The following is a 23,933-nucleotide window of genomic DNA, read 5'->3' on the forward strand; positions in this document are numbered from 1 at the left end:
TTCATTTCATTACAGATTTATTCCGCAGGGACTGCGGAACGGGTTCGCCGATGGGCAACCTCGTCCGGCTAAGACCGGATTTCTGCAACGGGACCGAACGGAGAAGTACCTTGCATATCGCGGACATGACCATGTTCTACGCGCCTGCCAGTGGTGGTGTGCGCACTTACCTAGAGGCCAAGCACAGGCGCCTGCAGCTCTATTCCGGGGTTCGCCACAGCATCCTGGTGCCGGGCAATGCATATAGCCACAGTGACGGACTGTATCAGGTGCCTTCGCCGATTCTGCCGTTCGGCAAGGGCTATCGCTTTCCAATCCGCCGGGCACCGTGGTGCAACCTGTTGCGTTCCCTGCGCCCCGATCTGATCGAGGTTGGTGACCCCTATATGACGGCCTGGGCCGCCCTCGATGCCGGGCGGCGGCTTAACGTGCCGGTTATCGGTTTCTATCATTCCGATTTGCCGCTGTTGGTCAGCAACCGTATTGGCAGCTGGTTGGGCACCAATCTCAACGGTTACGTCTCGCGCCTGTACGGCAGCTTCGATCGCGTGCTGGCGCCCAGCGAGGTCATGGCTGACAAACTCATCCATCTCGGCGTGAAGAACGTGTTCGTGCAGCCGCTGGGGGTGGATCTGGATACCTTCTGCCCCGGACGGCGTGATCCGCAGCTGCGGCGCGAGCTGGGGCTGGCCGAGGACACCCGGCTGATGGTCTTTGCCGGGCGTGGCTCGCGGGAGAAGAACCTTCACATTCTGCTGGAAACGGCGCGTCAGCTAGGCAAGCCCTATCACCTGCTGCTGGTGGGCTCGAGCATGCCGCAACGGGTGCCGGACAACGTCACGGTGATCGATCGTTTCTGCCCGGCCAGCGACGTGGCGCGCTACATGGCCAGTAGTGATGTGCTGCTGCATGCGGGGAATCAGGAAACCTTCGGTCTGGTCGTGCTTGAAGCCATGGCCTGCGGAATACCGGTGGTGGCTGCGCGGGCGGGGGCACTGCCGGAACTGGTGCCGTTCTACAGCGGTCGGCTCTGCCGACCGCTGGATGCCAGGGCGATGGCTCACACGGTACGCGAATTGTTCGAGGACGATCCCCGGCTGCTCGGGCAGCAGGCGCGTCAGCACGTAGAGGCTCACCATGCCTGGGATGCCGTGGTCGCCGGGCTGCTCGCCCATTATCACGCGGTGCTGGGCACGGCCGATCTACCGGTAGCCGTGCATGGCTGAGCCTGCATTTGCGCTGGTGCTGCATGATGTGGCAGAGGAAACCTGGGCGGATTACCGACCGTTCGTCGAAGCCGTGGACGCCATGGGGGGCGTACCCATCACCTGGCTGGTGGTGCCGAACTTCCACCGGCGCAATCCGCTCGACCAGCAGGCCGATTTTCGGCACCTGCTCGACCGGCGCCTGCAGCGTGGTGACGAGTTGGTGTTGCACGGCTGCTATCACGCCGACCTCGAGCCGGCTCCGACGTCGGCCAGGGACTGGTTCATGCGCCGCGTCTATACCCATGAGGGCGAGTTCTATGACCTTGACGAATCGGCCGCGTGCGAACGGCTGGAACGTGGCATCGACCTCTTTCGACGCCATCGCTGGCCATTGCATGGGTTTGTCGCACCGGCCTGGCTGATGAGTCAGGGCACACGTCGCGCGCTGGCCGACAGCGGACTGCTCTACACCAGCGATCCCGGGCACCTCTATCTGCTTCCCGAGTTCGCGCCTATCGTCGCCCCAGGCCTGGTCTGGAGCGCTCGCAGCGCCTGGCGGCGCGGTGTTTCCCGGCTGGTCAGCGAACATCATCTGCGCCGCTATCGACAGGCGCCCCTGTTGCGCCTTGGACTGCATCCGGTGGACATGCGCCACGGGTTTTCCCGGCGTTACTGGCTCGACGTGCTGGTCCGGCTGCTGAGTGAGGGGAGGCGGCCTGTGACCAAGATCGACTGGCTGCGCGAACAGCAATCGCTGGGTGCGGTAGCGTGAACCGGCGCTGGTGGTTATTGGCGGCTGCCCTGCTTGCCGCTGCGCTGGTGCCATTGTTGCTTGGCGGCAGCGGTCTGTTCGAGCGGTTATGGCACTTCCCCGGTGGCTTGCTGGCTGCAATGCTCGGCATGGTGTTAGTTGGCTGGAACCTTAATGCACTGCGGCTGCGCCTGTTGCTGGGGCGCGCCCAGCAGTTGGACCAGCGCCGTGCTTTCGGCATCGTGGTGGCCACCGAATTTGCCATCTGTGCCACGCCGGGCGGTGCCGGTGGGCCGCTGACGCTGATGGCGCTGCTCATGCGTCAGGGCGTGGCGCCGGCCAAGGGCACCGCAACCTATGCGGTCGAGCAACTGAGCGATCTGCTGTTCTTCGCCTGCGCGCTGGTCGGTGTGCTGTTCTACGCACTGACCCATGCGCTGAACGCTTACATCGCCAGCCTGCTGGGGTTCAGTGCGGCGCTGCTGATCGGCGTGATGGTGCTGCTGGGACTGCTCGGACGCTTTCATCGGCAGGTATTCCTGCTCAATGGCTGGCTGGTGACCCGGCTGGGCATGAAGGAATCACGCAAGCGCCGCTGGGCGCGCAAAATACTCGGCTTTCGCAATGCGCTGGTCGACTGCTTCCGGTTGCCGCGTCGGACCCTGCTCGTGGTGTTCGTGCTGACCACGATGCACTGGCTGCTGCGCTTTAGCGTGCTTTATCTGACACTGCGAGGCTTGGGCAGTGAACTGGCCTGGGCCTGGACCTTCCTCGTGCAACTGCTGGCATTGACCGCTGGCCAACTCAGCCTGCTGCCCGGTGGCGCTGGCAGCGCCGAGCTGGCCTCGGCAGCGCTGCTGACCCCCATGGTGGGCAAGTCGACGACTGCGGCGGCGATTCTGATCTGGCGTTTCGTTACCTATTACTTCTATCTGATCGTCGGCGCGCCGTTGTTCCTGCACCTGGCTGGCCGCCCCTTGCTGGGCCGGTTGCTGCGCTCGCGCCAGGCCTGATCCGATGGTCGGAGCGAAACTAACGTTTCGCTTGCCCGGTCCACTCCTGTGTCACCAATGAAATCAACGAAGTGAGGTCAGCCATGAGCAGCACTGGAGACAAGGTCAAGGGCAATGCCAACGAGGCCGTCGGCAAGATCAAGCAGGGCGTCGGCGAAGCCACCGACAACTCGCGCCTGAAAGGCGAGGGCCAGCGCCAGGAGGTCAAGGGCGATGCCCAGCAGGTCAAGGGTGAGGCCAAGGACACTCTGAAAAAGGGCGTCGACAAAGCCTGACACCGCTGCCTTTTGCAGCAGAAAAGAAAATGCCCGCATCGCTGCGGGCATTTTTTTGTCGGGGCGCGGCTAGCGATCAGCGCTCCAGGTACTGCAGCTTGTCCTTAACGCCATCCCACTCTTCGGCATCGGCCAGGGCGTCTTTCTTCTCGGTGATGTTCGGCCAGACTTCCGCCAGATCGGCGTTCAGTTCGATGAATTCCTGCTGATCCTCAGGCACTTCGTCTTCGGAGAAGATCGCCTGGGCAGGGCACTCCGGCTCGCACAGGGCGCAATCGATGCACTCGTCCGGATGGATCACCAGAAAGTTCGGGCCTTCGTAGAAGCAGTCCACCGGGCAGACTTCCACGCAATCGGTGTATTTGCACTTGATGCAGTTGTCGGTGACGACGAAGGTCATTTCTAGCTATCTCCTCAGGCGTGTCAGGTAGGCGTTACGGCGACGCCCCTGCGGCTTAGGCGGCACCAGGCAAAATGCCGCTTATCAAAAAAATGCGCGCGATTCTAGCAGCTTTCTGCGCGTATCAAATGCGCGATTTCAAGCTGTATAGCAGCTCCAGCGCCTGGCGCGGCGTCACATCATCGGGATTGATCCGTCCCAATTCCTCGATCACCGGATGCGGCAGGCTGGCGAACAGGTCGTTCTGCATCGGCGGTGCCGGCTGGCCGGGCGCCATTCTCGGCGCTTCGTGGGGCAGGCTGGTGGTTTCCAGGCGCGACAGATGGTCGCGCGCACGCTGGATCACTTCGCCCGGCACGCCGGCCAGTTGCGCCACCGCCAGGCCGTAGCTCTGGCTGGCCGGCCCCGGCAGCACGTGATGCAGGAAGACGATGCGCTCGTTGTGCTCGGTGGCCGAGAGGTGAACGTTGGCCACCACCGGCTCGCTTTCCGGCAGCACGGTCAGCTCGAAGTAATGAGTGGCGAACAGGGTGAACGCGCGCAGTTTCGCCAGGTGTTCGGCCGCCGCCCAGGCCAGCGACAGTCCATCGAAGGTGCTGGTGCCGCGGCCCACCTCGTCCATCAGCACCAGGCTGCGGTCGCTGGCGTTGTGCAGGATGTTGGCGGTTTCGCTCATTTCCACCATGAAGGTGGAGCGCCCGCCGGCGAGATCGTCCGAAGAGCCGATGCGGGTGAAGATGCGGTCGACCAGCGACAGCTCGCAGGCTGCCGCCGGAACGAAACTGCCGATCTGTGCCAGCAGCACGATCAGCGCGGTCTGGCGCATGTAGGTGGATTTACCGCCCATGTTCGGCCCGGTGATAACCAGCATGCGGGTGGCATCGTCGAGGCCGAGGTCGTTGGCCACGAAGGGCGTCTCCAGCACCTGCTCGACCACCGGATGGCGGCCCTGCTCGATATGCATGCAGGGCTGTTCGACGAAGCGCGGGCGATTCAGGTCGAGATTCAGCGCGCGCTCGGCCAGATTGCTCAGCACGTCCAGCTCGGCCAATGCCGAAGCGCTTTCCTGCAGCGGTGCCAGGTGGCCGATGAGCATCTCCAGCAGCTCGTCGTAGAGCAGCTTCTCGCGGGCCAGGGCGCGGCTCTTGGCCGACAGCGCCTTGTCCTCGAACTCCTTGAGCTCCGGGGTGATGAAGCGCTCGGCGCCCTTGAGGGTCTGCCGGCGGATGTAGTCGGCCGGGGCCGATTCGGCCTGCTTGCTCGGCAACTCGATGAAGTAGCCGTGCACGCGGTTGTAGCCGACCTTCAGGTTGGCCAGCCCGGTGCGGGCTTTCTCGCGGGCTTCCAGGTCCATCAGGTACTGGCCGGCATTCTCGGAAAGCGATTGCAGCTCATCCAGCTCGGCGTCGTAACCGGTCTTGAGCACGCCGCCGTCGCGGATCACCGCCGGCGGGTTGTCGATGATTGCGCGGGCCAGCAGTTCGGCCAGCTCCGGGTAGGTGCTGATGCTTTTCGCCAGTTCGTGCAGATGCGGTGCCACCAAGTCTTGCATGCCGGCCTGCAACTGCGGCAGCGCCGCAAGGGCGTCGCGCAGGCGCGCCAGATCGCGTGGGCGGGCATTGCGCAGGCCGATCCGGGCGAGGATGCGTTCCAGGTCACCGATGTCCTTGAGCTGCGGCTGCAGCTGTTCGAAACGGTAATACTCGAGCAGGCAGGTGATCGAATCCTGGCGCGCTTCGAGGACCTCGCGGTTGCGTAATGGGCGATTCAGCCAGCGGGTCAAGAGGCGCGAGCCCATGGCGGTCTGGCAGCGGTCCATGACTGACTGCAGGGTGTTCTCGCGGCCACCGGAGAGGTTGACATCCAGCTCCAGGTTGCGGCGGCTGGCACCGTCGAGTATCACCGTGTCGTCGAGTCGCTCGTGGCGCAGACTGCGCAGGTGGGGCAGGGCGGTGCGCTGGGTTTCCTTGGCGTAGCTCAGCAGACAGCCGGCGGCGCCGATGGCCAGCGTCAGGTTCTCGCAGCCGAAGCCCTTGAGGTCCTGAGTGGCGAACTGTTGGCAAAGGCTCTTGAAGGCCGAATCGCGATCGAAATCCCAGGGTGCACGGCGGCGTACGCCACGGCGCTTTTCCAGCGGCAGGCCCTGGGGCCAGTCGTCGGGGATCAACAGCTCCGCCGGGCTCAGACGCTCCAGCTCGGCGAGCAGGGTTTCCCAGCCCTTGAGTTCCTGCACTGTGAAGCGGCCGCTGGCGATGTCCAGCACCGACAGGCCAAACAGCTTCTCGTCGCCGACCACGGCGGCCAGCAGGTTGTCGCGGCGCTCGTCGAGCAGTGCCTCGTCGCTCACCGTGCCGGGGGTAATGATGCGCACCACCTGGCGCTCCACCGGTCCCTTGCTGGTGGCCGGATCACCGATCTGTTCGCAGATCACCACCGATTCACCGAGCTTCACCAGGCGCGCGAGATAGCCTTCTGCCGAATGGAAGGGAATGCCCGCCATCGGAATCGCGGTGCCCGCCGACTGACCGCGTGCGGTGAGGGTGATGTCGAGCAGCGCGGCGGCCTTCTTGGCGTCGTCGTAGAACAGTTCGTAGAAGTCCCCCATGCGGTAGAACATCAACTGGTCCGGATGCTCGCGCTTGAGCCTCCAGTACTGCTGCATCATCGGGGTATGCTGAGGCAGGTCGGAAATTGCTTTATTCATCAGTTACTTAGAGCGAGGTGGCGAATTTTTTGGGGCAAATTTGGGGCAGCTCACGCTGCCTTTTGCATGCCTGCCCAGATGTGCTGCAGCTCGTTTGGGGGCTCGTCGCCCATCCATTTGGCGTAGACCTGGACAAGCATCGTGAAGTCCTTGTGCCCCATCTGCTTGGCAATGAACGCAAGGTTACCACGCGCTACCAGGCACCAGCAGGCGTAGGTGTGCCGGGCCTGGTATGGGCGACGGTGGCGGATCTGTGCGCGGCGTTGGATGTTCGCCCACTTCGAATTCCATGAGGAAGGGATGAACCACGTTGACGTGCTTCTTGCGCGCCTGGACGACTGGCGTGATCAACGGCGTGACGGTTTCCTGAATCGATTCGTGCCGAGTGAGCTGGACGGTAATGGTCTGAGGCTCGATGTTGTGCTTGAACGTCAGCAGCTCGCGACAGGCTTCCAGAGCCGGCGGAAAGAGCATTACGGTGCGCTTCTTTCCTGTCTTGGGCAGCTTGAATGTGCCGGAACTGGTGATCGCACGGTTAACGTGGATCACGCCTCTCACCAAGTCGACGTCCTCATGAGCCAGCGCGCACAGCTCGCCTGGCCGCAGGCCGGTGTAGACCGCAAGCGTCACGGCGGCACGATCCATGGGATGCAGGCAGCCTTTCTGCAGCAGATCCTCGACCTCCGATTTCGTCAGCGGATCTGGGTCGCGGTCCGTCATCTCGAATCGCGTGCAGGCATTGGCCAGCCCAGGCCGGCAATACGCTCCATGAAAAGCAGCTGAAGCTGAAAAAGCCTGCGCACGCGCGTCGAGTCGTGCTTCTCGCTTTCATGCCTGTTGTGTAGCCCTGATTGGTTCGTTACCAGATTCTGGGTGGGCAGTCTAAAACAGCTCGCTCTCCAGGCGATCACGATGCGCCGGATGAGCGATGTCCAGCATGGCCTGTATGCGCTGCCTCATGGTTTTGCCTCGCAAATCAGCAATACCAAACTCGGTAACTATCAGGCCGGCATCACTGCGTGGAATCGTGCCCGGCCCATTCAGGCGAGCGACAATACGACTGGTTTCGCCTGCCGTAGAAGGTAATGCGATGATGGGCAAACCCCCTTTCGAATGCTGTGCGCCTCGGAGAAAGTCCAAGGCGCCACCGACCGCGCCGATGTAGCTACCGGCCGCCACTTCGGAATTGATCTGCCCGCTCAGGTCGACTTCCACCGCCGAGTTGATCGCCACCAGGCGTTCCTGCCTGGCGAGAACATCTGGGTTATGGGTGTATGCAGTGGAGCGCAGCATGACCGCCGGATTTTCATGGGCAAAATCGTGCAGCAAGCGGCTGCCTAGAAGGATGCCACCGACACTGACACCACGGTCGAGGCTCTTGCGCGCGTTGGTGATGGCACCGCTCTGCATCAGCCTGGCGACTCCATCGCCGAGGCTGCCGGAATGCACGCCGAGATCCTGGTGATCGGCGAGTGCGCCGAGGACTGCGTCGGGAATTGCGCCGATGCCCATCTGCAGGGTGGCACCATCTTCGACCAGGCCGGCGATGTGCCGGGCGATCTGTGCATCCACCTCGCGGATGCGGCTGGATGGATTCACCAAGGGCGCGCGATCAGTGTAGAGGATGGCATTGATGTCATCGGGGCCAAGGGTGCGTTCACCATGGATACGCGGCGCCTGCTGGTTGACTTCGGCGATCACCACGCGGGCCCTGTCCAGGGCTGGCAGCAGATACTCGTGGGCCAGGCTCAGGCTGTAGCGGCCATTGGTGTCGGCAGGGGCGAGTTGCAGCAGCAGCACGTCGATGCGCAGGGTGTCGCTGTGGATCATCTCCGGTAGTTGCGAATAGTGGCAGGGCAGGATATCGAGCACCCCGGCATTGTCCAGTTCGCGGTTGGCACCGGCGCCGCAGTAGGCGAGGAAGTCTACGCAGTCGGCGTGTTCGGGGCGGCAGGTGCTGCTGTTGGCGATGCCGAGCATTACCCGGAAACGCCCGATACGATGGCGCTGCGCCATCAGCGCCTGGGTCAGCGGCAGCGGCTCGGCATTGGCCTGGCCCCACAGCACCGTGTCGCCGCGGCGGATCAGGGTGGACAGATCGAAGGTGTCGGGCTGCAGCAGCATGGCCATGGCGAACTCGTGGCGAAGGCGCGGCTGGCGAATGCCTGCCGCGAAAGATTCTGGGGGAGGAGGCGGTGGCCGGATGGCCACCACCCGAGGGTCAGACGATGGACGAAGGGTGCTTGGCCAGCGGCGTGACCTGCATCGTCATGAATGGGAACAGTGGCAGGCTGGACAGCAAGGAATGCAGCTCGTCGTTGCTTTCCACGTCGAAGATGCTCACATTCGAGTATTGGCCGACCACGCGCCACAGGTGCGGCCACTTGCCGGCCTCCTGCAGTTCGATGGCGCGGGCCTTTTCCGCGGCCTTGATGGCGTCGATCTCGTCCGACGGGATGTCGCGTGGAATGTTCACATCCATCTTTACGCAATACAGCATGTCGCTCTCCTGTTCAGGGGTCAGATCTTGCTCTGGCTCAGTTGGCCGGTGAGTGGGGTATCAGGATCGTCGGTATCACCGAGCACCTTGGCGTCGATGTCTTCCAGGCGTACCCCGCGGGTTTCTGGCAGTAGCAGGACGGCGGTAACCGACAGGGCGTAGGCAACCAGGCAGAAGGTGCCGATCGATTGGGCCAGGCCGATGCGCTCGGAGAGCACGCCGACACCGGCTATGGACAGCGCGCCGAGCGATTTGCCAAGGTTGTAGGAGAAGCCCATGCAGGTCGTGCGCACATGGGTGGGAAAGAGCTCGCTCAGGAATGGGCCGAGTACCGCGAAGATACCAGTGGCGAAGGCGCCGACCGGGAAAGCCATAGTCATCAGCAGGTTGGTGCTCATCGGCACCATCATGTAAACCACGGTGAAGATCCACGCGCCGACGCTGAACAGCAGCAGTGCCGGACGACGACCGTAGCGGTCGGCCAGCCAGGCCGTGACGACGAAGCCGGCGAAGGCGCCTGCGCACATGATCAGCATGGTGAATATCACCGGGCCGGGCGTAAGGCCGCGCTCGGAAACCATCAGCGTCGGCAGCCAGGCCATGATGGTGTAGGCGGCGGCCTGCAGCCCGGTCACCAGCAGCGCGCCGAGCAGAGTCAGACGGATCACGCCTGGGCGGAAGGCGGAAAGGAGCGAGGCTTTTTCCTGCACCTTGGCAGTGGCCTGCTTGTAGATCTCCGGGTCCTTGACGTGACGGCGAATGAACAGCACGAAGCCAGCTGGAATCACACCGACCCAGAACGCTACGCGCCACGCCAGTTCCTGCGGCAGCCAGGCCAGAAGCGCGGTCATGATCACGGCCGCCAGGGCCCAGCCCAGAGCAAAGCCGCTTTGCACGAAACCGAGTGCCTTGCCGCGATGCTGCGGACGAATCACCTCGGCCATCAGCGCCGCACCGACTGCCCACTCACCGCCGAAGCCGAGGCCCTGCAGGGTGCGCACAACCAGCATCTGCTCGTAGGAGGTGGTGAAGCCGGCCAGCGCACCGAAGAAGGTGAACCAGCAGATGGTGAAGATCAGAATGCGCACGCGACCGTAGCGGTCAGCAAGGATGCCGGCGACCCAGCCGCCGAGGGAGGCAGACAGCAGCGCCGCAGTGCCGAGCACGCCGGCTTCGCCCTTGGATATCTGCCAGACCGCCATCAGCGCGGGCAGCAGGAAGCTGAACATCTGCGCGTCGTAGGTATCCAGCGCCCAGCCCGAGAAGCAGGCCCAGAAAGTCTTGCGCTCCCGTGAGGAGCCGGTTTTGTACCATTCGAACATGTTGACCGTCCTTCTTGTTATTGGATGTCGGCTCATGGCGTAGGGCAACCATGACGTCTGTTTGGTTTTGTTTCCGAGCTCGGCCAGTGCCGAGCGTTGTGCCGTCCTGGCTGAGCGTCGGGCGCTTCGAGGCGCCCGTACGCGGTGTCTTTTTGCAACGATTCGGAGCATGCGGCAGATTGCTTCGGCCGCCCATTTGCGTTTACGAAAGCCCGCCTTTCGGCTGCGCTAAGTTCCTCCGATATCAGGCATTGCGCGGAGAAATCAGCATGTCCTGAGCCATGCTGGCGACCAGACGACCGTCGCGCTGATAGATATGCGTCATCGCCAGGCCGCGGCCGGATAAGCTGCGTACGGCGTTGTTGACGAACAGCAGCCAATCGTTGGCGTTGAGTTCGAGGCTATGGAACCACAGCGTGTGGTTGAGGTTGCTGATGTAGTAATGCTGCCACAGCTCGAACATGCCCAGCGGCGGTGCCAGGCTGCCGTTGAGCCAGCTGTCAGACATGTACGCCAGGGCGGCGTGGTGCAGACAGCCTTCGCCAGCCAGTGGCTGGTTGAGACGAATCCAGTAGGCGATCTCGTGCTGCTCGGCGGGGCGTTCGAGATAGCCTTCCGGGTGGATTGGCCGCACGTCTAGCACAGGCCTGCCGGAGAAGCGCAGCTGTACCGCCTCGCTGTGCTGCGGGTAGCGTGCCGCCAACTCGCGCAAGGTGGGTAGGCCCTCTGGAGCGGGGGCCGGGCGCTTGAGGCGATGGGGATCGCCGGGGTGCGCCTGGGCCACCTGAAACGAGGCATTCGCGCTGAACACCATCCCGGTGCCTTGCACCCCATAAAGGTGGCGGGTGGAGAAGCGTCGGCCGTCCTGCAAGGGTTCCACGGCGTACTCGATGCCGTCCTGTGGGCGTGCGCCCTGCAGAAATGTCATCTGCAGCATGCTAGGGCTGCGCCCTGGCGCGGTCTGTGCCGCTGCCCACAGTGCCTGGCCGAGCAGTTGCCCGCCGTATACGCGGCCGTTGGCGTTGGTGTCGAAGACCTCGCTGCGGTAGCTGTTCTGGCCGTTGTGTTCGAGCGAAAGCAGTTCGGTGAGGTCGCGCTGGTCCCAGGCGCGGGCGTTGACGGCAATGCCCATGTCAGTTCCTCACTGCACGTTCAGCGCGGCCTTGGCGCTGCGGCTGAGCTCCCGTGCCCGTTCGCCAAGGGCGGAGAAGTCCAGCGGGACGGAAGTGACTTCCTGCAGCGCGGCGGCACTGATGTCTCCGACCAGTTCGATGACCTTCACGCCCTCGGCGATGATCTCCAACGTGGCCAGGTCGGTGTACACCCGGCTGACGCAGCCGAGCCCGGTCAGCGGGTAGCTGCAACGCGGCAGCACCTTGCTGCGGCCCTGCTTGTCGAGGTGCTCCATCATCACGTAGATACGCTTGGCGCCGATGGCCAGGTCCATCGCCCCGCCGACCGCGGGAATCGCGTCCGGCGCGCCGGTGTGCCAGTTGGCCAAGTCACCATTAGACGAGACTTGGAAGGCGCCGAGCACACAGATGTCGAGGTGGCCGCCGCGCATCATGCCGAAGGAGTCGGCATGGTGGAAAAACGCCGCGCCGGGTTCCAGTTTGATCGGCTCCTTGCCAGCGTTGATCATGTCCCAGTCTTCCTCGCCAACCGGCGCACCGGTCCAGCGGCCGAGCACGCCGTTCTCACTGTGCAGGAAGATGTCCTTGTCCGCGGGCAGGTGGTTGGCCACCATCGTCGGTAGGCCGATACCCAGGTTGACGTAGGCGCCTTCGGGAATGTCACGGGCCACGCGGGCGGCCATGGCGTTGCGTGTTTCTTTATCCATGTCGATTAACCCGCCTGCTGCTGAAGGGATGCCGGCACGTTGCGCTGGACGATCCGTTTGACGAAGATGCCGGGCGTGACCACGTGCTCCGGGTCGAGCTCGCCGAGTTCGCAGACGCGCCCGACCGAGGCGATGGTGTGGCGTGCGGCCATGGCCATCACAGGACTGAAGTTGCGCGCGGTTTTGCGGTACACCAAGTTGCCCCAGCGGTCGCCGGCCTCGGCATTGATCAGCGCGTAGTCGACGTGAATCGGCGACTCCAGCACGTAGTGGCGGCCGTCGATCTCGCGGGTCTCCTTGCCTTCGGCGAGCAGCGTGCCGTAGCCGGTCGGGGTGAAGAACCCGCCAATGCCGCAACCGGCGGCGCGCAGGCGTTCGGCCAGGTTGCCCTGGGGAATGATTTCCAGCTCTAGCTTGCCGGCGCGGTACAGCTGCTCGAACACGTACGAGCCGCTCATTCGCGGGTAGGAACAGAGGATCCGGCGCACCTGACCGGCCTTGAGCAGTGCGGCTAGGCCGGTATCGCCCTGGCCCGCGTTGTTGCTGACCAGGGTCAGGTCACGGGCGCCCTGGGCGATCAGCGCGTCAATCAGGTCTTCGGGCATGCCGGCGCCGCCGAAGCCGCCCACGGCGATGGTGGCGCCGTCGGGGATGTCGGCCAGCGCGGCGGCGGCGCTGGGGGATAGCTTGTCGATCATGCGGTTGTCCTATCTCTTCTTGTGATGTCGGGGACCGCCCTGATGAGCGTATGTTGGCGTTGCAGCGCCGTGCAACGGGGTTTCCCCGCATTAAAATCAGCTTGCCAGCGCACTCCGGGGTCCACAATTTCAGTCTGCAGAAGGGCTGCTTAACCGCCGGTTAAGGCGCTGTCGGGTGGGGATCAGAGGGCGTTCGGGCGGTGGGGAGAAACGGCTGGTGAGACGATGCACAGCTGCTGTCGACACCCGTGCATGGTGGCCGGTCAGACGCCGGCCACACCGACGGTCATGCCGCCGCAGACGTACAGCACCTGGCCGGTGACGAAGCCGCTGCGCGCGTCGAGGAAGAATGACGAAGCCTGGGCGATATCCTCCGGGATGCCGAGGCGCTTGACCGGCACCGAGTCGATGATCGCTTGGGTGCGCGGGCTTTCCGGCGGGTTGGCGCGCTCGAACAGTTCGGTGCGGATTGGCCCCGGCCCGATGGCGTTGGCTGTGATACCAAAGCGCCCCAGCTCCAGCGACCAGACGCGGGTCATGCCGATCAGCCCGGCCTTGGTCGCGGCGTAGGCGCTGCGCAATTCCTTGCCCAGTGCGGCGCGCGAGGACATGTTGAGAATGCGCCCGAAGCCCGCCTCCTTCATGCCCGGCAACAGTGCCTGCATGCACTGCAGCGAGCAGCGCAGGTTGAGCGCCCAGACCCGCTCCAGCTCCTCGAAACTTTGCTCCTCGGCACTGGCCGGGCAGACCATGCCGACGTTATTCACCAGGCGGGTGATCGGGCCGTCGACCAGGGCTGCCTTCAGGGCGGCGGCGGTAGCGGCGGTGTCGCTGAGGTCGGCGATCAGGCCGTCACCGATACGGTCGATGATGACTGGCTCGAAGCCGTCCTGGCGGCAGCGTTCGGCGATGGCGGCGCCGATGCCGGAGGCACCGCCGGTGATCAGTACGCGTTGTTTGGACACGGGAGTCTCCTCGACTTCAGACAGTGGCGACAGGATTCAGGGGGCGCCGACGGCACCCGGCAGGCGCAACGGTGGCGCGGTGAGCAGGAAGCGGTTGCGACCATTGGCGCGCAGCCAGTTGGCCAGCGGCGTGAGGTGCCACAGCTCGCCCAGGTGCACGCCGAGCTTGAACAGGCAGTGGTGGTGCAGGGGCATCACCGAGCAGCAACTGCCCGGCTCGCCGGCGGGAAAGATTTCCACCGAGTAGTTGTCGGCCGCGATAGCCACCAAGTTGCTGTCGGTGATCCAGTTCAGCAGGCGTGTATCGTTGCCATCGAGCACCGCAGCGAGGCGTTCCAATTGCTTCGGATCGGGGTTCTTGTTCATCCCCAGCAGCGCCTCGGCGTAGCCGGTGTGCAGGCAGACGAGGTCGCCGCTTTCCACCTCGACCTTGTCTGCGTCGAGCACGCGCATCAGCTCGTCGTAGCCGACGTGGGTGCGGCTCAGGCCGTAGTGGTGGTGCAGGTCGATCATTACCCCACGGCCCTGCACGCAGGTTTCGGCCATGCGCTCGATGCCCAGGGCGTGGGCGCACGAGGTGCTGTGCGGCTTGATCGCACCGGCGATGCCGCAGTCGGCCAGGTCGTCCGGGCCCTCGACATCGCCGCCTGCGGTAAAGCCGTTGTAGTACAGCGGCTCGGCCACACCGTCGCCGTCGGCATCGAACAGCGCACCGACGTGGGAGAGGGCGTCCCACTGCGTCGAGTACTGCAGATGGAGAATCGCCAGGTCGTCGCTGAGTACGTCCGGGCGGCCTTCCTCGATGCGCTCGTAGGCGTAGTTCATGTTGACCCCGCCCTTGCGCAGCAGTGGGCGCAGGATCGGCGGCAGGCGGTTGACGTTCATCGCGTTGCCGCCAGGGTAGTCGAGCGGCAGGCTGAGGCAGAACGCCAGACCCTCGCGGACCTCGGCGACCCCTTGGCGGACCTTTTTCGGGGTCAGCAGGTTGAGCCGGCCGATCTGGTCGTCGGGGCCGAAGTCGCCCCAGTTGGAGCCGTCGGGGCGGTACTTCCAGCGGTGTGCAGGCATGAAATGTTCCTTCTTGACAGGCGCAAGTGGTGCAGGCAGGCGCGCATGCAGGGCTGTTCGACAAGGCTCCCAGACCCTCGCGGATCAGACAATTTCACTCTGCGAAAGCCCCGCTTAACGGTGCCTTAAGAGTGAATGGCGGGGGTGTCCGGGGTGCGGTACCAGTCGATCAAGCTGTCGGCGAAATCGCGGGCGAAGGTCGACAGGCCGTCAAAGTCCTGGGCGCAGAGCTGAAAGGTGCGCACGGCCCAAGGGTCGAGCAGCTTGCACGAACCGAGGTTCTGCCGGCCCTTGAGCCGTTCGAAACCGGCCTGGGGCACGATGGCGATGCCGGCACCGGCCTCGACCATGCGAAAGATGGCGTCCGAGCTGGCGACCTGCACGCGGATGTTCCACGGAATGTGCAGCGCCGAGGCGGCGCGGTTGAGGAACACGTGCAGGGCGCTGCCTTCGAGCAAAGAGACAAACTCGTAGGTCAGGGCGTCCTTGAAGAACACCTCTTCCTGCTCGAGGATCGGGTGGCTCTGCGGAGCGATGATCATCAGCCGGCTGTAGACGAAGGGCACGCTCTGCAGGCCGTCGGTGACCACGCTGCCGGAAACGATGCCGAGGTCGGCGCTGCCCTCGCGGATGGCACGGACGATGTCGTCGCTGAGCCGCTCGCGCATGTCGATGTGCACGTCGGGGTGGCTGCGCAGATATTCGCCGACCACCGGCGGCAGATATTCGGTAATGGCCGTGGTGTTGGCCAGCAGGCGTAGCTGGCCCTTGAGACCCTCGGTGAACTGCTGCAGATCGCCGGTGAGCAATTCGAGCTGCGAGAGGATCACCCGCGCATGCTGCAAGTAGGTCTTGCCGGCGTTGGTCAGCGTCACGCCCTGGGGCGAGCGCTCGAGCAGGCGCATGCCGAGGTTGTCTTCAAGGTTCTTGATGCGGTTGCTGGTGGCGGGCACCGAGAGAAAGGAGCGCTCGGCGCCGCGTGTCAGGCTGCTGGTTTCCGCGATATTGATGAACAAGCGGAAATCGGTGATATCGAAATGCATCGCCATGGTCGAGTACTTCTAGCCAAGTGATGATCCACGGTACTGGCCGGCGGAGGCCCTGCCTAGACGACGTTGGTCGCGCGGCGGCGTCTAGCAACGGCCCGAGCAGCGGATGGCCCGCTGCTCGGAACGCGGCTTACCAGGCCGAAGGTTCGAAGCGAAAACCGTCACCCTGGCGGCGGACGAAGCCGCAGTGCGGCTCGCCGAAATGCACCGGCATGATCAGCGCCTCGCTGTCGGCTGCGCGGTTGAGGAAGCCGAGGCGAGTCTTGCGCGCGATGTCTTCCCAGATGCAGTAGCCGGAGTTGATGTCGGGCCGCACGATCTGCACCGGGCTGTGCAGGATGTCGCCGCAGAAGATGCCTTCCTCGCCGTTGGAGCGCACGCGGAACATCACCTGGCCAGGGCTGTGGCCAGGGGCCGGTTCGACCACCAGGCAATCGGCGATCTCCTGACCGGGCACGGCCATCTGCGCCAGGCCTTCGTTGATGATTGGCATGACGCTGTCGAAGAACGAGTCGCCGAACACGTCGATCACCCCGGCTTCCTTGTTCTTGCCCTGGGCGCAGAAGTCGAAGTCGTCCTTGGGCAGGTAGTAAGTGGCGTTGGGGAAGGTCGGTACCCAGCGGTCGTCCTGCCAGGTGGTATTCCAGCCGACGTGGTCCGAGTGCAGGTGGGTGATGACCACATGGGTAACCTTCTCCGGCGGCGCACCGGCAGCTATCATCCACTCGCGCACCAGGGTGTTGAGCATGTTCATCCGCGGGATGCCGGCTCGCGGCTTGAAGTTGCCCACGCCCGTGTCGACCACGATGATGTTGCTGCCCACGTGGACGATCCAGAACTGGATGGTGACGATCAGCTTGTTCATGTGCGGCACCCAGTGGTTCGGTGCCATCAGGTCACGGTGCTCGTCGAGCACGCTGTTGTCCATCTGCGGAAACAGGAAGGCCGGGTCGTGGGTGGGGCCGGCGTACTCCAGAATTCGGGTGACCTTGATATCTCCGATCATGCGCGATTGCATCATGGCGGTTGTCCTCTTTTTCTTGTAAGTGGCAGCGACCTGGGGCCGCCTGCGTGTACGGATTATGTCGCGCGGCGTACGCGGCCGCTGTTGCGATCTGCTTAAACGCGCCTTAGGGCGCGCTTAACGCCGGCTGAAAGCGCTGCTCAGGCCGCATGCTGGCTGGCGCCGACGCGGTGTTCGGGCTTGGCTATGAAGGTGCGGTAGATATCGGCTCCGCTGCGCCCCTCGAGCACGTAGTCGCATAGCAGGGCGAGCACCAGGCGCGGGCTCTGCAGCGGCATGAAGTGCCCGGAAGCCACCGCCAGCGCCTCGATGTGCGTGGAGAAACCGGCCAGGCGCTCGATCTCCTGCGGCGGTCGCAGGCCATCGTGCTCGCCTGCGACCAGCAGCGTGCGCGCTGGCAGGCGCGGCAGGTCGGTCTCAAGATTCAGCTCGGCGAGCATGGCGAAGGTCGCGGCGAAGCCTTCGGGGTCGGCCGCCAGCCAGCGCTGGCGGAAGGTAGTGAAGACTTCGGCATCGCTGCGCAAAGGCTCCGGCCAGGTTTTCTCCAGTAGCGCCGGCACAAGCTCGCGCAGGCCTTCATGGCGCAGTGTCGCTGCGCGGGCGCGGGTTGCCTCGCGGGCCGCATCCGCCACGCCACAGGCCGGCGCCATACCGATCAGATGGCTACAGCGCTGAGGGTGACAGGCGGCGAAGCGGATAGCGATAGCCGCACCGACCGCCACCCCGGCCAGCGCCACCGGGCCGGTGATGTCCAGAGCATCGAGCAGTGCCGCCAGGTCGGCGACATGGGTGTCGATGTGCAGGTCGTTGAGCACCTTTTCCGATAGCCCCGCGCCACGGGTATCGTAGCGCAGCACTTGCACATCCGCCGGCAACTCGGCGAAGTGCCGGTCCCAGCTTTCCAAGGTGCCGCCCATTTCGTGGATCAGTACCAGGGTCGCGCGCGGCCGGGCCACCTGGCGCAGCTGGTAGCGCAGGACGCAGCCGTTGATTTCGATCCAGTTCATCGTGCGCTCCTCACACTCGTTCGAACAGCGCGGCCATGCCTTGGCCGCCGCCGATGCACATGGTTTCCAGGCCGTAACGGGCGTCGCGGCGCTGCATCTCGTGAAGCAGGGTGGTCATGATGCGGATGCCGGTGGCGCCGATCGGGTGGCCAAGGGAGATGCCCGAGCCGTTGACGTTTACCCGCTCGAGGTCGTCCATCTGCCAGGCGCGCAGCACGGCCAGTGCCTGGGCGGCAAAGGCCTCGTTGACCTCGATCAGATTCATCTCGGCGAGGCTGAGGCCCGTGCGCTCGAACAGCTTGGCCACCGCCGGCACCGGCCCGATGCCCATTCGCGAGGGTTCGCAACCGGCCGCCGCCCAGTCGACCAGGCGTGCCAGTGGCTGCAGGTTGAAGCGCTTGGCATATTCCGGCGAGACTACCAGGCAGCCGGCCGCAGCATCATTCTGCTGGCTGGAGTTGCCGGCCGTGCATACCCCCTCGGGCAGCAGCACGCGCAGGCCGCTCATGCTCTCCAGGCTGGCGTCGGCGCGGATGCCTTCGTCCATCGCGACTGTGATGCTGGTGCCGCGTTTGCCGGGCACGTTCACCGGCACCACCTCCTCGGCGAAGCGGCCGTCGCGCCAAGCGGTTGCGGCGTTGAGGTGGCTGCGCACTGCGAAGCGGTCGGCGTCTTCACGGCTGATGGCGTAGTCGCGGGCGAGGTTTTCGGCTGTCTCCGGCATGCCGGAGATATAGCCAAAACGCTCCACCGGCTGCGAGCGCTCGCGGCCACGCTCCAGACGGTCGTGGAATTTTACGCTGCCGGCGCGTGCGCCCCAGCGCATGTCGGTGCTGTAGTACTCGATATTACTCATGCTTTCCACGCCGACCACCAGCACGGCCTGCGCGCGGCCGGTCTGCACGTGCATGGCGGCATCGGCCAGCGCCTGCAAGCCGGAGCCGCAGCGGCGGTCGAGGGTGTAACCCGGTACCTCGATTGGCAGGCCGGCGGCGAGCGCGGCGTAACGGCCCATGCACGGCGCCTCGCTGGATGCGTAGGACTGCGCGACGATCACTTCGTCGAGCGAAGTCGACGGCACATCGAGGCGCGCCATTAGGGTCTGGATCAGTGTGGCGGCGAGCTGGTCGGCGGACAGTGGGGCGAGACTGCCGCCGAATTTTCCGATGGGCGTGCGCAGGGGCGAAACGATCAACGCGTCTTTCATGGCAGGGAAAACCTTGGGCAGTGGCAAGTTGGGGCCAGCATGGGCAACTGGTCAGGGGGCGGCAATTTCGCATCGCGAAAGCCGGCCTTTCGCATTGCTTAAGCGCTGCCGCCTGATGGGGCTCGCAGCGCATGTTTGCCTGTGCCGAACGGTTGCTTAAGAAAAACACAATACCTCCGTCTCGGGCCGCCTGCGCATGCTTGCTCGCACCGGTGCTTGCCCCGGAAGACATACAAAAACAATCAAGACGGATACCACCACGATGCAAAAAAGCTCCCTCCCGCAGCTCTGCGGTCTGCTCGCATTTCCTCCAATTCTTATGCTGCCGACGTACGCCAGCGCAGACTTCATCGAAGACAGCACGGTCAACCTGGCCATGCGCAACTTTTATTTCAACCGCGACTTCCGAGAAGACGGCGCCGCACAATCCAAGCGCGAGGAGTGGGCGCAAGGCTTCATGTTCAGCGCCAAATCGGGCTACACCGAAGGCCCGGTTGGCTTCGGCGTCGATCTCTACGCCGCCCTGGGCGTGAGGCTGGATTCCTCCGATGCGCGTGCCGGTACCGGGCTACTGCCCAACGCCTATGGCGACGCCGGCCCGGACACCTACAGCGACCTCTCCGGCGTGGCCAAGATGAAGATCTCCGGGACCGAACTCAAGGCCGGTGGTTTCATGCCCAAGTCGCCGGTGCTGCTGTCGAGTGATGCGCGGCTGCTACCGCCGATCTTCAACGGTGCGACGCTGACCTCCACCGATATCCACAACCTGGCGCTCGACATAGGCCGGTTCAACAAGGTCAACTACCGCAATTCCAGCGGTAATCACGATGAAATTCTCGCTGGCAACTACGGCGTGGGTGGCGATCACTTCGACTACTTCGGCGCCATCTATTCCTTCAGCCCGACGCTCAACGCCTCCTACTGGCGCGCCGAGCTGGAAGACGTCTACCAGCAGAACTACTACGGTCTGCAGGCCAGCAGCAAGCCCATGGGCGGCTGGATAGTTGGCGCCAGCCTGGGCTACTTCGATTCATCCGAGAACGGCGCGGCGCGCGCTGGGGACATCGACAACGGTTTGACCTCGCTGCTGCTCTCGGCCAATCACGGCGCGCACACTTTCCGCGTCGGCTATCAGGACAACAGCGGCGACAACCCCTTCCCCTATCTCCTGGACGCCGACGCCAACGTCGCCAATGTAGTGCAGATACTCGACTTCACCCGCGCCGAGGAAACCTCCTGGCAGGTGCGTTACGATATCGACTTCGCCACCTTCGGCGTGCCCGGCCTAACATTCTTCGCCCGCTACCTGCGCGGCGACGGCTACGAAATCGCCGGCGAAAGCGGCAAGGAGTGGGAACGTGACTTGGACCTCAGTTACGTGGTGCAGGACGGCCCGCTGAAGAACCTCGGCATCCGCTGGCGCAACGCCATGGTACGCTCAGACAGCGCCGGCGAACTGGACGAAAATCGCCTGATTCTGTCGTACACCATCCCGCTCAAATGAACCATGGGCCGGTGTTCTCAGGAGGCCGGCAACCCAATCGAAGCGCCGGGGTGCGCCCGCACCTCGGTGACTGCAGCCCGCTGCTGCATGTTCCTCACGCTGAATGAACGCCCGACCCCTCACAGGAGCCGGGCGTTTCGTTATGTGCCGGGGCTGAGTGCCTGGCGGTGGGTGCCGGATTCACTGAAGCCCGCAGCTCCATCGATTAGCAAAAAAAACCGGCGAACCGGGTTGGGAAAAAACGCTTTGTTCAGTCGGCCCTGGCGAGCAGCTGCCGGGCGCGAGCGATGACCGGTGCGTCGATCATCTGTCCGTCGAGCTGGTAGGCGCCGCTGCCACCTGCCGCGGCGATCACACGGCGTGCCCAGTCCAGTTCGCCGGCGCTGGGGGCGAGGGCGGTGTGTACTGCGGCAACCTGTTTCGGGTGGATGCACAGCATGCCGGCAAAACCCATGTCGCCGGCGTCGCGGGCGAAGCGAGCCAATCCGGGCAGGTCGTGGATATCGGGAAACACGGTGTCTATTGGCGGCGCCAGTTCTGCCAGGCGCGACTGCACGAGCAGGGCGAAGCGCGCCTGATCCAGCAGGCGTTCGGCCGCCGATGTACCGGCTACCAAGCCCAGGTCCAGACTCAGGTCAAGACCGCCGAAGGTCAGGCGTTCGACTCCGGCGACACGGGCAATCTCTGCTACCTCTGTCAGTCCCCGCGCGCTTTCCACGATCGGCATCACCGGCTTGCCGAGCGCAGCGACGCGAATCACCTGCGTGGCGGCTTCGGCCTTGGGCAGCAGCACACCGAGCACGCCGGCATGCCGGCAGAGCTCCAGGTCGGCGGCATGTTCGGCGTGGCCGGCCATGTTCACCCGCACCCAGACGCGAGCCTCCGGGTTGCTGTCAAGAAAGGTGCGCAGATTGTCCCGCGCCTGGGCCTTGAGAGGCGCCTCGACGGCATCCTCGAAATCGACTATTACCGCGTCGGCACCGGTGGCCAGAGCCTTGGCGAAGCGTTCGGGACGACTGCCCGGAACGAATAGCGCGCTGCGGAGTACGGCGCTCATGTCAGAACGACCGCGGCAGCTCGAGCAGATGCTCGGCCACGTACGACAGGATCAGGTTGGTGGAGATCGGTGCCACCTGGTACAGGCGCGTCTCGCGGAACTTGCGCTCGACGTCGTATTCGTTGGCGAAGCCGAAGCCGCCATGGGTCTGCAGGCAGGCATTGGCCGCTTCCCAGCTGGCCTTGGCCGCCAGGTACTTGGCCATGTTGGCGGCGGCGCCGGCGTTGCGACCGCTGTCGTATTCCTCACAAGCGCGCCAGCGCATCAGGTCGGCCGCCTCGATCTCGATGTGCGCCTCGGCGATGGGAAACTGCACACCCTGGTTCTGCCCGATGGGGCGGCCGAACACCACGCGGTCGCGGGCATAGGCGCTGGCCTTCTCGATGAACCAGCGGCCATCGCCGATGCACTCGGCGGCGATCAGCGTGCGCTCGGCATTGAGCCCGTCGAGGATGTAGCGAAAGCCCTTGCCCTCCTCACCGATCAGGCTGCTGGCCGGAATCTCCAGGTTGTCGAAGAACAGCTCGTTGGTTTCGTGATTGACCATGTTGGCGATCGGTTGCACGGTCAGGCCGTTGCCGATCGCCTCGCGCAGGTCCACCAGGAAGATCGACATGCCTTCGGACTTGCGCTGCACCTCGGCCAGCGGCGTGGTGCGCGCCAGCAGGATCATCAGGTCCGAATGCTGGATGCGCGAGATCCAGACCTTCTGACCGTTGATGACGTACTTGTCGCCCTGCTTCAACGCCGTAGTCTTGATCTTGGTGGTGTCGGTGCCCGTGGTGGGCTCGGTGACACCCATGGACTGCAGGCGCAGCTCGCCGCTGGCCAGCTTCGGCAGGTAGTAACGCTTCTGCTCGTCACTGCCATTCCTGAGCAGGGTGAACATGTTGTACATCTGCCCGTGCACGGTGCCGGAATTGCCGCCGCAACGGTTTACCTCCTCGAGGATCACCGAGGCTTCGGCCAGGCCGAGGCCGGAACCGCCGTACTCTTCCGGGATCATCGCCGACAGCCAGCCGGCCTGGGTCAGCGCCGTGACGAAGGCCTCGGGAAAACCCTTCTCCTCGTCGATCTTGCGCCAGTACTCGGCGGGAAATTCGGCACACAGGGCGCGTACGCCTTCGCGGATGGCGTTCAGTTCTTCACTGTCGCGGTCGATCATAGAGCTTCCTCGGGAAATAGGCGCCTGCCTGCGGCAGACGGAAGTTCATGGGGTTAGTCGAACTGCACGTCGGCGCGCTGGCACAGACCACTGGCGTTGTTCGCCCAGAGCTCGGCATGGCCCGGCTCGGTGTGGCGACCGCCGATCTGGAAGACATCGGGGGCGATCAGTGGGCGCACGCCACGAAAGGCGAAGCGGCGCAGGCGCGCCAGCGGGTTGGCCCGCACGAACGCAGCCAGGCTAAGGGTGGCGGTCAGCGGGCCGTGCACCACCAGGCTGGGATAGCCTTCGGTCTCGGTCACATAGGGCCAGTCGTAATGGATGCGGTGAGCATTGAAGGTGACGGCGGAATAGCGGAACAGCAGCACCGGGTCCGGGCTCACGTTCTCCTGCCAGTCCGCCTGGGCCACGGGCTCGCCGGCGCCGAGCTTGGGCGGCGTTGGCTCGCGGTAGACGATGTCCTGCTCCTCGCGGATGCACAACACGCCGTTCTGTACGTATTCGTGCTGCAGGGTGACGAACAACAGCGAACCGGTGCGGCCGTGCTTTTCCTCGATCTGCTTGATGGTGGTCGTGCGGCAGGCTTCTCCACCCACGCGCAGCGGCTCGAAAAACTCCAGCCGCCCGCCGGCCCACATGCGGTTGCGGCCATGCGCAGGCGGCATGAACCCACCGAGGGCCGGGTGGCCATCTGCGCCAAGACCGCTGCAGTTGATGGGTTCATTGAAGAAGCACCAGTGCCACAACCACGGCAGCTCCTCTCCATGAGCCGGGGCCTGCGCGTTTAAGGTCGCGCCAATGCGCCTGACCAGATTACGGCTCAACTGATCATGCACTTCCTGAGAGCGATCAAGCCATTGTGTCGTATCGAAATCCGCCATGCCTTGCGTCCATTCTGAACTTTTGTCTTGGCCATGATGCAAGGGGGGGGCGGCAGGGTGGAATTCGTTTTTGCGGAAGCCGGTTTCAAGGTGACGCTAATACGTACGCAATTTGCTGACGTTCGCGCTTGATGACACGGCGTAGATCCGGCGCCATCTCGATCTCGCATGCACAGGTCGATCTCAGGCTCCTTCGGACACTGTATTGCCGGTTTGTTAGTCCAAAGCAGCCAGTGAGCACTCGCGAACTCAGGGCGATGAATTGGCTTATAAGTACCTAATAGGCCTAAAAAAA

Annotated in this window: 23 protein-coding genes; 5 read left to right on the forward strand and 18 right to left on the reverse strand. The window is 64.2% G+C overall.

Annotated elements, in window-relative coordinates; translation table 11 throughout:
* Window positions 1–110 precede the first annotated feature (110 nt).
* The 4 genes from B597_RS44430 to B597_RS44445 all read left to right on the forward strand — a co-directional run bounded on the left by B597_RS44430 (window position 111) and on the right by B597_RS44445 (window position 3,247).
* Window positions 111–1,226 carry an N-acetylglucosaminyl phosphatidylglycerol synthase gene (locus B597_RS44430; RefSeq protein WP_003295651.1) on the forward strand — a complete coding sequence of 372 codons (1,116 nt, stop codon included), beginning with the start codon at window positions 111–113 and terminating at the stop codon, window positions 1,224–1,226.
* Window positions 1,219–1,980: an N-acetylglucosaminyl phosphatidylglycerol deacetylase gene (locus tag B597_RS44435; protein ID WP_024162510.1), complete on the forward strand. Its 762-nt coding sequence runs from the start codon at window positions 1,219–1,221 to the stop codon at window positions 1,978–1,980. The genes B597_RS44430 and B597_RS44435 overlap by 8 nt, the downstream gene beginning before the upstream one ends.
* On the forward strand, window positions 1,977–2,972 hold the full coding sequence (locus B597_RS44440) for a glucosaminyl phosphatidylglycerol flippase (protein WP_024162511.1): 996 nt from the start codon (window positions 1,977–1,979) through the stop codon (window positions 2,970–2,972). The genes B597_RS44435 and B597_RS44440 overlap by 4 nt, the downstream gene beginning before the upstream one ends.
* Before the next feature lie 83 nt (window positions 2,973–3,055).
* Window positions 3,056–3,247, forward strand: coding sequence for a CsbD family protein (locus B597_RS44445; protein WP_003295648.1), 192 nt, complete (start codon window positions 3,056–3,058; stop codon window positions 3,245–3,247).
* A 76-nt stretch (window positions 3,248–3,323) separates the two neighbouring features.
* Here B597_RS44445 and fdxA read toward each other — a convergent pair whose 3' ends face one another.
* The 15 genes from fdxA to B597_RS44515 all read right to left on the reverse strand — a co-directional run bounded on the left by fdxA (window position 3,324) and on the right by B597_RS44515 (window position 19,031).
* Complete coding sequence (gene fdxA, locus B597_RS44450) at window positions 3,324–3,647, reverse strand: ferredoxin FdxA (protein WP_003285709.1); 324 nt, start codon at window positions 3,645–3,647, stop codon at window positions 3,324–3,326.
* 124 nt (window positions 3,648–3,771) lie between these two features.
* Complete coding sequence (gene mutS / locus B597_RS44455) at window positions 3,772–6,351, reverse strand: DNA mismatch repair protein MutS (RefSeq protein WP_003295646.1); 2,580 nt, start codon at window positions 6,349–6,351, stop codon at window positions 3,772–3,774.
* Window positions 6,352–6,534: 183 nt separating this feature from the next.
* Window positions 6,535–7,071 carry a tyrosine-type recombinase/integrase gene (locus B597_RS44465; RefSeq protein ID WP_003295645.1) on the reverse strand — a complete coding sequence of 179 codons (537 nt, stop codon included), beginning with the start codon at window positions 7,069–7,071 and terminating at the stop codon, window positions 6,535–6,537.
* A gap of 162 nt (window positions 7,072–7,233) precedes the next feature.
* Window positions 7,234–8,481 carry an acetyl-CoA hydrolase/transferase family protein gene (locus B597_RS44470; protein WP_003295643.1) on the reverse strand — a complete coding sequence of 416 codons (1,248 nt, stop codon included), beginning with the start codon at window positions 8,479–8,481 and terminating at the stop codon, window positions 7,234–7,236.
* 91 nt (window positions 8,482–8,572) lie between these two features.
* Complete coding sequence (catC, locus tag B597_RS44475) at window positions 8,573–8,851, reverse strand: muconolactone Delta-isomerase (RefSeq protein ID WP_003295641.1); 279 nt, start codon at window positions 8,849–8,851, stop codon at window positions 8,573–8,575.
* Between the two features lie 20 nt (window positions 8,852–8,871).
* Window positions 8,872–10,173, reverse strand: a complete 1,302-nt coding sequence (locus B597_RS44480) for an MFS transporter (protein WP_003295639.1) — start codon at window positions 10,171–10,173, stop codon at window positions 8,872–8,874.
* A gap of 244 nt (window positions 10,174–10,417) precedes the next feature.
* Window positions 10,418–11,305 (reverse strand): acyl-CoA thioesterase, encoded by an 888-nt coding sequence (locus B597_RS44485; protein WP_003295638.1) that lies wholly within the window; start codon window positions 11,303–11,305, stop codon window positions 10,418–10,420.
* Window positions 11,306–11,314: 9 nt separating this feature from the next.
* Entirely contained in the window at window positions 11,315–12,013 is a 699-nt protein-coding gene (locus B597_RS44490) for a 3-oxoacid CoA-transferase subunit B (RefSeq protein WP_003295637.1), read from the reverse strand.
* A 5-nt stretch (window positions 12,014–12,018) separates the two neighbouring features.
* Window positions 12,019–12,711 carry a 3-oxoacid CoA-transferase subunit A gene (locus B597_RS44495; protein WP_003295635.1) on the reverse strand — a complete coding sequence of 231 codons (693 nt, stop codon included), beginning with the start codon at window positions 12,709–12,711 and terminating at the stop codon, window positions 12,019–12,021.
* Window positions 12,712–12,974: 263 nt separating this feature from the next.
* A complete protein-coding gene (locus tag B597_RS0223845) occupies window positions 12,975–13,676 on the reverse strand; it encodes an SDR family oxidoreductase (protein ID WP_003295632.1) in 702 nt (233 codons plus the stop codon).
* 36 nt (window positions 13,677–13,712) lie between these two features.
* A complete protein-coding gene (locus tag B597_RS0223850; RefSeq protein ID WP_031323804.1) occupies window positions 13,713–14,744 on the reverse strand; it encodes a cyclase family protein in 1,032 nt (343 codons plus the stop codon).
* Window positions 14,745–14,869: 125 nt separating this feature from the next.
* On the reverse strand, window positions 14,870–15,793 hold the full coding sequence (locus B597_RS44500) for a LysR family transcriptional regulator (protein WP_003295629.1): 924 nt from the start codon (window positions 15,791–15,793) through the stop codon (window positions 14,870–14,872).
* 130 nt (window positions 15,794–15,923) lie between these two features.
* A complete protein-coding gene (locus tag B597_RS44505; protein ID WP_003295628.1) occupies window positions 15,924–16,814 on the reverse strand; it encodes an MBL fold metallo-hydrolase in 891 nt (296 codons plus the stop codon).
* Window positions 16,815–16,957: 143 nt separating this feature from the next.
* Entirely contained in the window at window positions 16,958–17,824 is an 867-nt protein-coding gene (locus B597_RS44510) for an alpha/beta fold hydrolase (protein ID WP_003295627.1), read from the reverse strand.
* A 10-nt stretch (window positions 17,825–17,834) separates the two neighbouring features.
* Window positions 17,835–19,031, reverse strand: a complete 1,197-nt coding sequence (locus B597_RS44515; protein ID WP_003295626.1) for an acetyl-CoA C-acetyltransferase — start codon at window positions 19,029–19,031, stop codon at window positions 17,835–17,837.
* 262 nt (window positions 19,032–19,293) lie between these two features.
* Between B597_RS44515 and B597_RS44520 the strand changes: the two genes are divergently transcribed.
* The gene (locus B597_RS44520) at window positions 19,294–20,535 is read left to right on the forward strand and encodes an OprD family porin (protein ID WP_024162512.1); all 1,242 of its coding nucleotides are present in this window, start codon (window positions 19,294–19,296) and stop codon (window positions 20,533–20,535) included.
* 250 nt (window positions 20,536–20,785) lie between these two features.
* Here the strand turns inward: B597_RS44520 and B597_RS44525 are convergent, their stop codons facing one another.
* The 3 genes from B597_RS44525 to B597_RS44535 are packed head-to-tail and all read right to left on the reverse strand — an operon-like array spanning window position 20,786 to window position 23,638.
* Window positions 20,786–21,592 (reverse strand): HpcH/HpaI aldolase/citrate lyase family protein, encoded by an 807-nt coding sequence (locus tag B597_RS44525; RefSeq protein ID WP_003295623.1) that lies wholly within the window; start codon window positions 21,590–21,592, stop codon window positions 20,786–20,788.
* Window position 21,593: 1 nt separating this feature from the next.
* The gene (locus tag B597_RS44530; RefSeq protein WP_003295621.1) at window positions 21,594–22,757 is read right to left on the reverse strand and encodes an acyl-CoA dehydrogenase family protein; all 1,164 of its coding nucleotides are present in this window, start codon (window positions 22,755–22,757) and stop codon (window positions 21,594–21,596) included.
* 53 nt (window positions 22,758–22,810) lie between these two features.
* Window positions 22,811–23,638 (reverse strand): HTD2 family dehydratase, encoded by an 828-nt coding sequence (locus B597_RS44535; protein ID WP_003295620.1) that lies wholly within the window; start codon window positions 23,636–23,638, stop codon window positions 22,811–22,813.
* Between the last annotated feature and the right edge of the window lie 295 nt (window positions 23,639–23,933).

It is taken from the genome of Stutzerimonas stutzeri KOS6, assembly GCF_000307775.2.
Taxonomy (GTDB): domain Bacteria; phylum Pseudomonadota; class Gammaproteobacteria; order Pseudomonadales; family Pseudomonadaceae; genus Stutzerimonas; species Stutzerimonas stutzeri_B.

Coding starts and splice junctions, on each gene's coding strand:
- B597_RS44435 (WP_024162510.1), top strand. CDS start 1,219: ATGGCTGAGCCTGCATTTGCGCTGGTGCTGCATGATGTGGCAGAGGAA.
- B597_RS44445 (WP_003295648.1), top strand. CDS start 3,056: ATGAGCAGCACTGGAGACAAGGTCAAGGGCAATGCCAACGAGGCCGTC.
- fdxA (WP_003285709.1), bottom strand. CDS start 3,647: ATGACCTTCGTCGTCACCGACAACTGCATCAAGTGCAAATACACCGAT.
- mutS (WP_003295646.1), bottom strand. CDS start 6,351: ATGAATAAAGCAATTTCCGACCTGCCTCAGCATACCCCGATGATGCAG.
- B597_RS44465 (WP_003295645.1), bottom strand. CDS start 7,071: ATGACGGACCGCGACCCAGATCCGCTGACGAAATCGGAGGTCGAGGAT.
- B597_RS44470 (WP_003295643.1), bottom strand. CDS start 8,481: ATGGCCATGCTGCTGCAGCCCGACACCTTCGATCTGTCCACCCTGATC.
- catC (WP_003295641.1), bottom strand. CDS start 8,851: ATGCTGTATTGCGTAAAGATGGATGTGAACATTCCACGCGACATCCCG.
- B597_RS44480 (WP_003295639.1), bottom strand. CDS start 10,173: ATGTTCGAATGGTACAAAACCGGCTCCTCACGGGAGCGCAAGACTTTC.
- B597_RS44485 (WP_003295638.1), bottom strand. CDS start 11,305: ATGGGCATTGCCGTCAACGCCCGCGCCTGGGACCAGCGCGACCTCACC.
- B597_RS44490 (WP_003295637.1), bottom strand. CDS start 12,013: ATGGATAAAGAAACACGCAACGCCATGGCCGCCCGCGTGGCCCGTGAC.
- B597_RS44495 (WP_003295635.1), bottom strand. CDS start 12,711: ATGATCGACAAGCTATCCCCCAGCGCCGCCGCCGCGCTGGCCGACATC.
- B597_RS0223850 (WP_031323804.1), bottom strand. CDS start 14,744: ATGCCTGCACACCGCTGGAAGTACCGCCCCGACGGCTCCAACTGGGGC.
- B597_RS44500 (WP_003295629.1), bottom strand. CDS start 15,793: ATGGCGATGCATTTCGATATCACCGATTTCCGCTTGTTCATCAATATC.
- B597_RS44505 (WP_003295628.1), bottom strand. CDS start 16,814: ATGATGCAATCGCGCATGATCGGAGATATCAAGGTCACCCGAATTCTG.
- B597_RS44510 (WP_003295627.1), bottom strand. CDS start 17,824: ATGAACTGGATCGAAATCAACGGCTGCGTCCTGCGCTACCAGCTGCGC.
- B597_RS44515 (WP_003295626.1), bottom strand. CDS start 19,031: ATGAAAGACGCGTTGATCGTTTCGCCCCTGCGCACGCCCATCGGAAAA.
- B597_RS44520 (WP_024162512.1), top strand. CDS start 19,294: ATGCAAAAAAGCTCCCTCCCGCAGCTCTGCGGTCTGCTCGCATTTCCT.
- B597_RS44525 (WP_003295623.1), bottom strand. CDS start 21,592: ATGAGCGCCGTACTCCGCAGCGCGCTATTCGTTCCGGGCAGTCGTCCC.
- B597_RS44530 (WP_003295621.1), bottom strand. CDS start 22,757: ATGATCGACCGCGACAGTGAAGAACTGAACGCCATCCGCGAAGGCGTA.
- B597_RS44535 (WP_003295620.1), bottom strand. CDS start 23,638: ATGGCGGATTTCGATACGACACAATGGCTTGATCGCTCTCAGGAAGTG.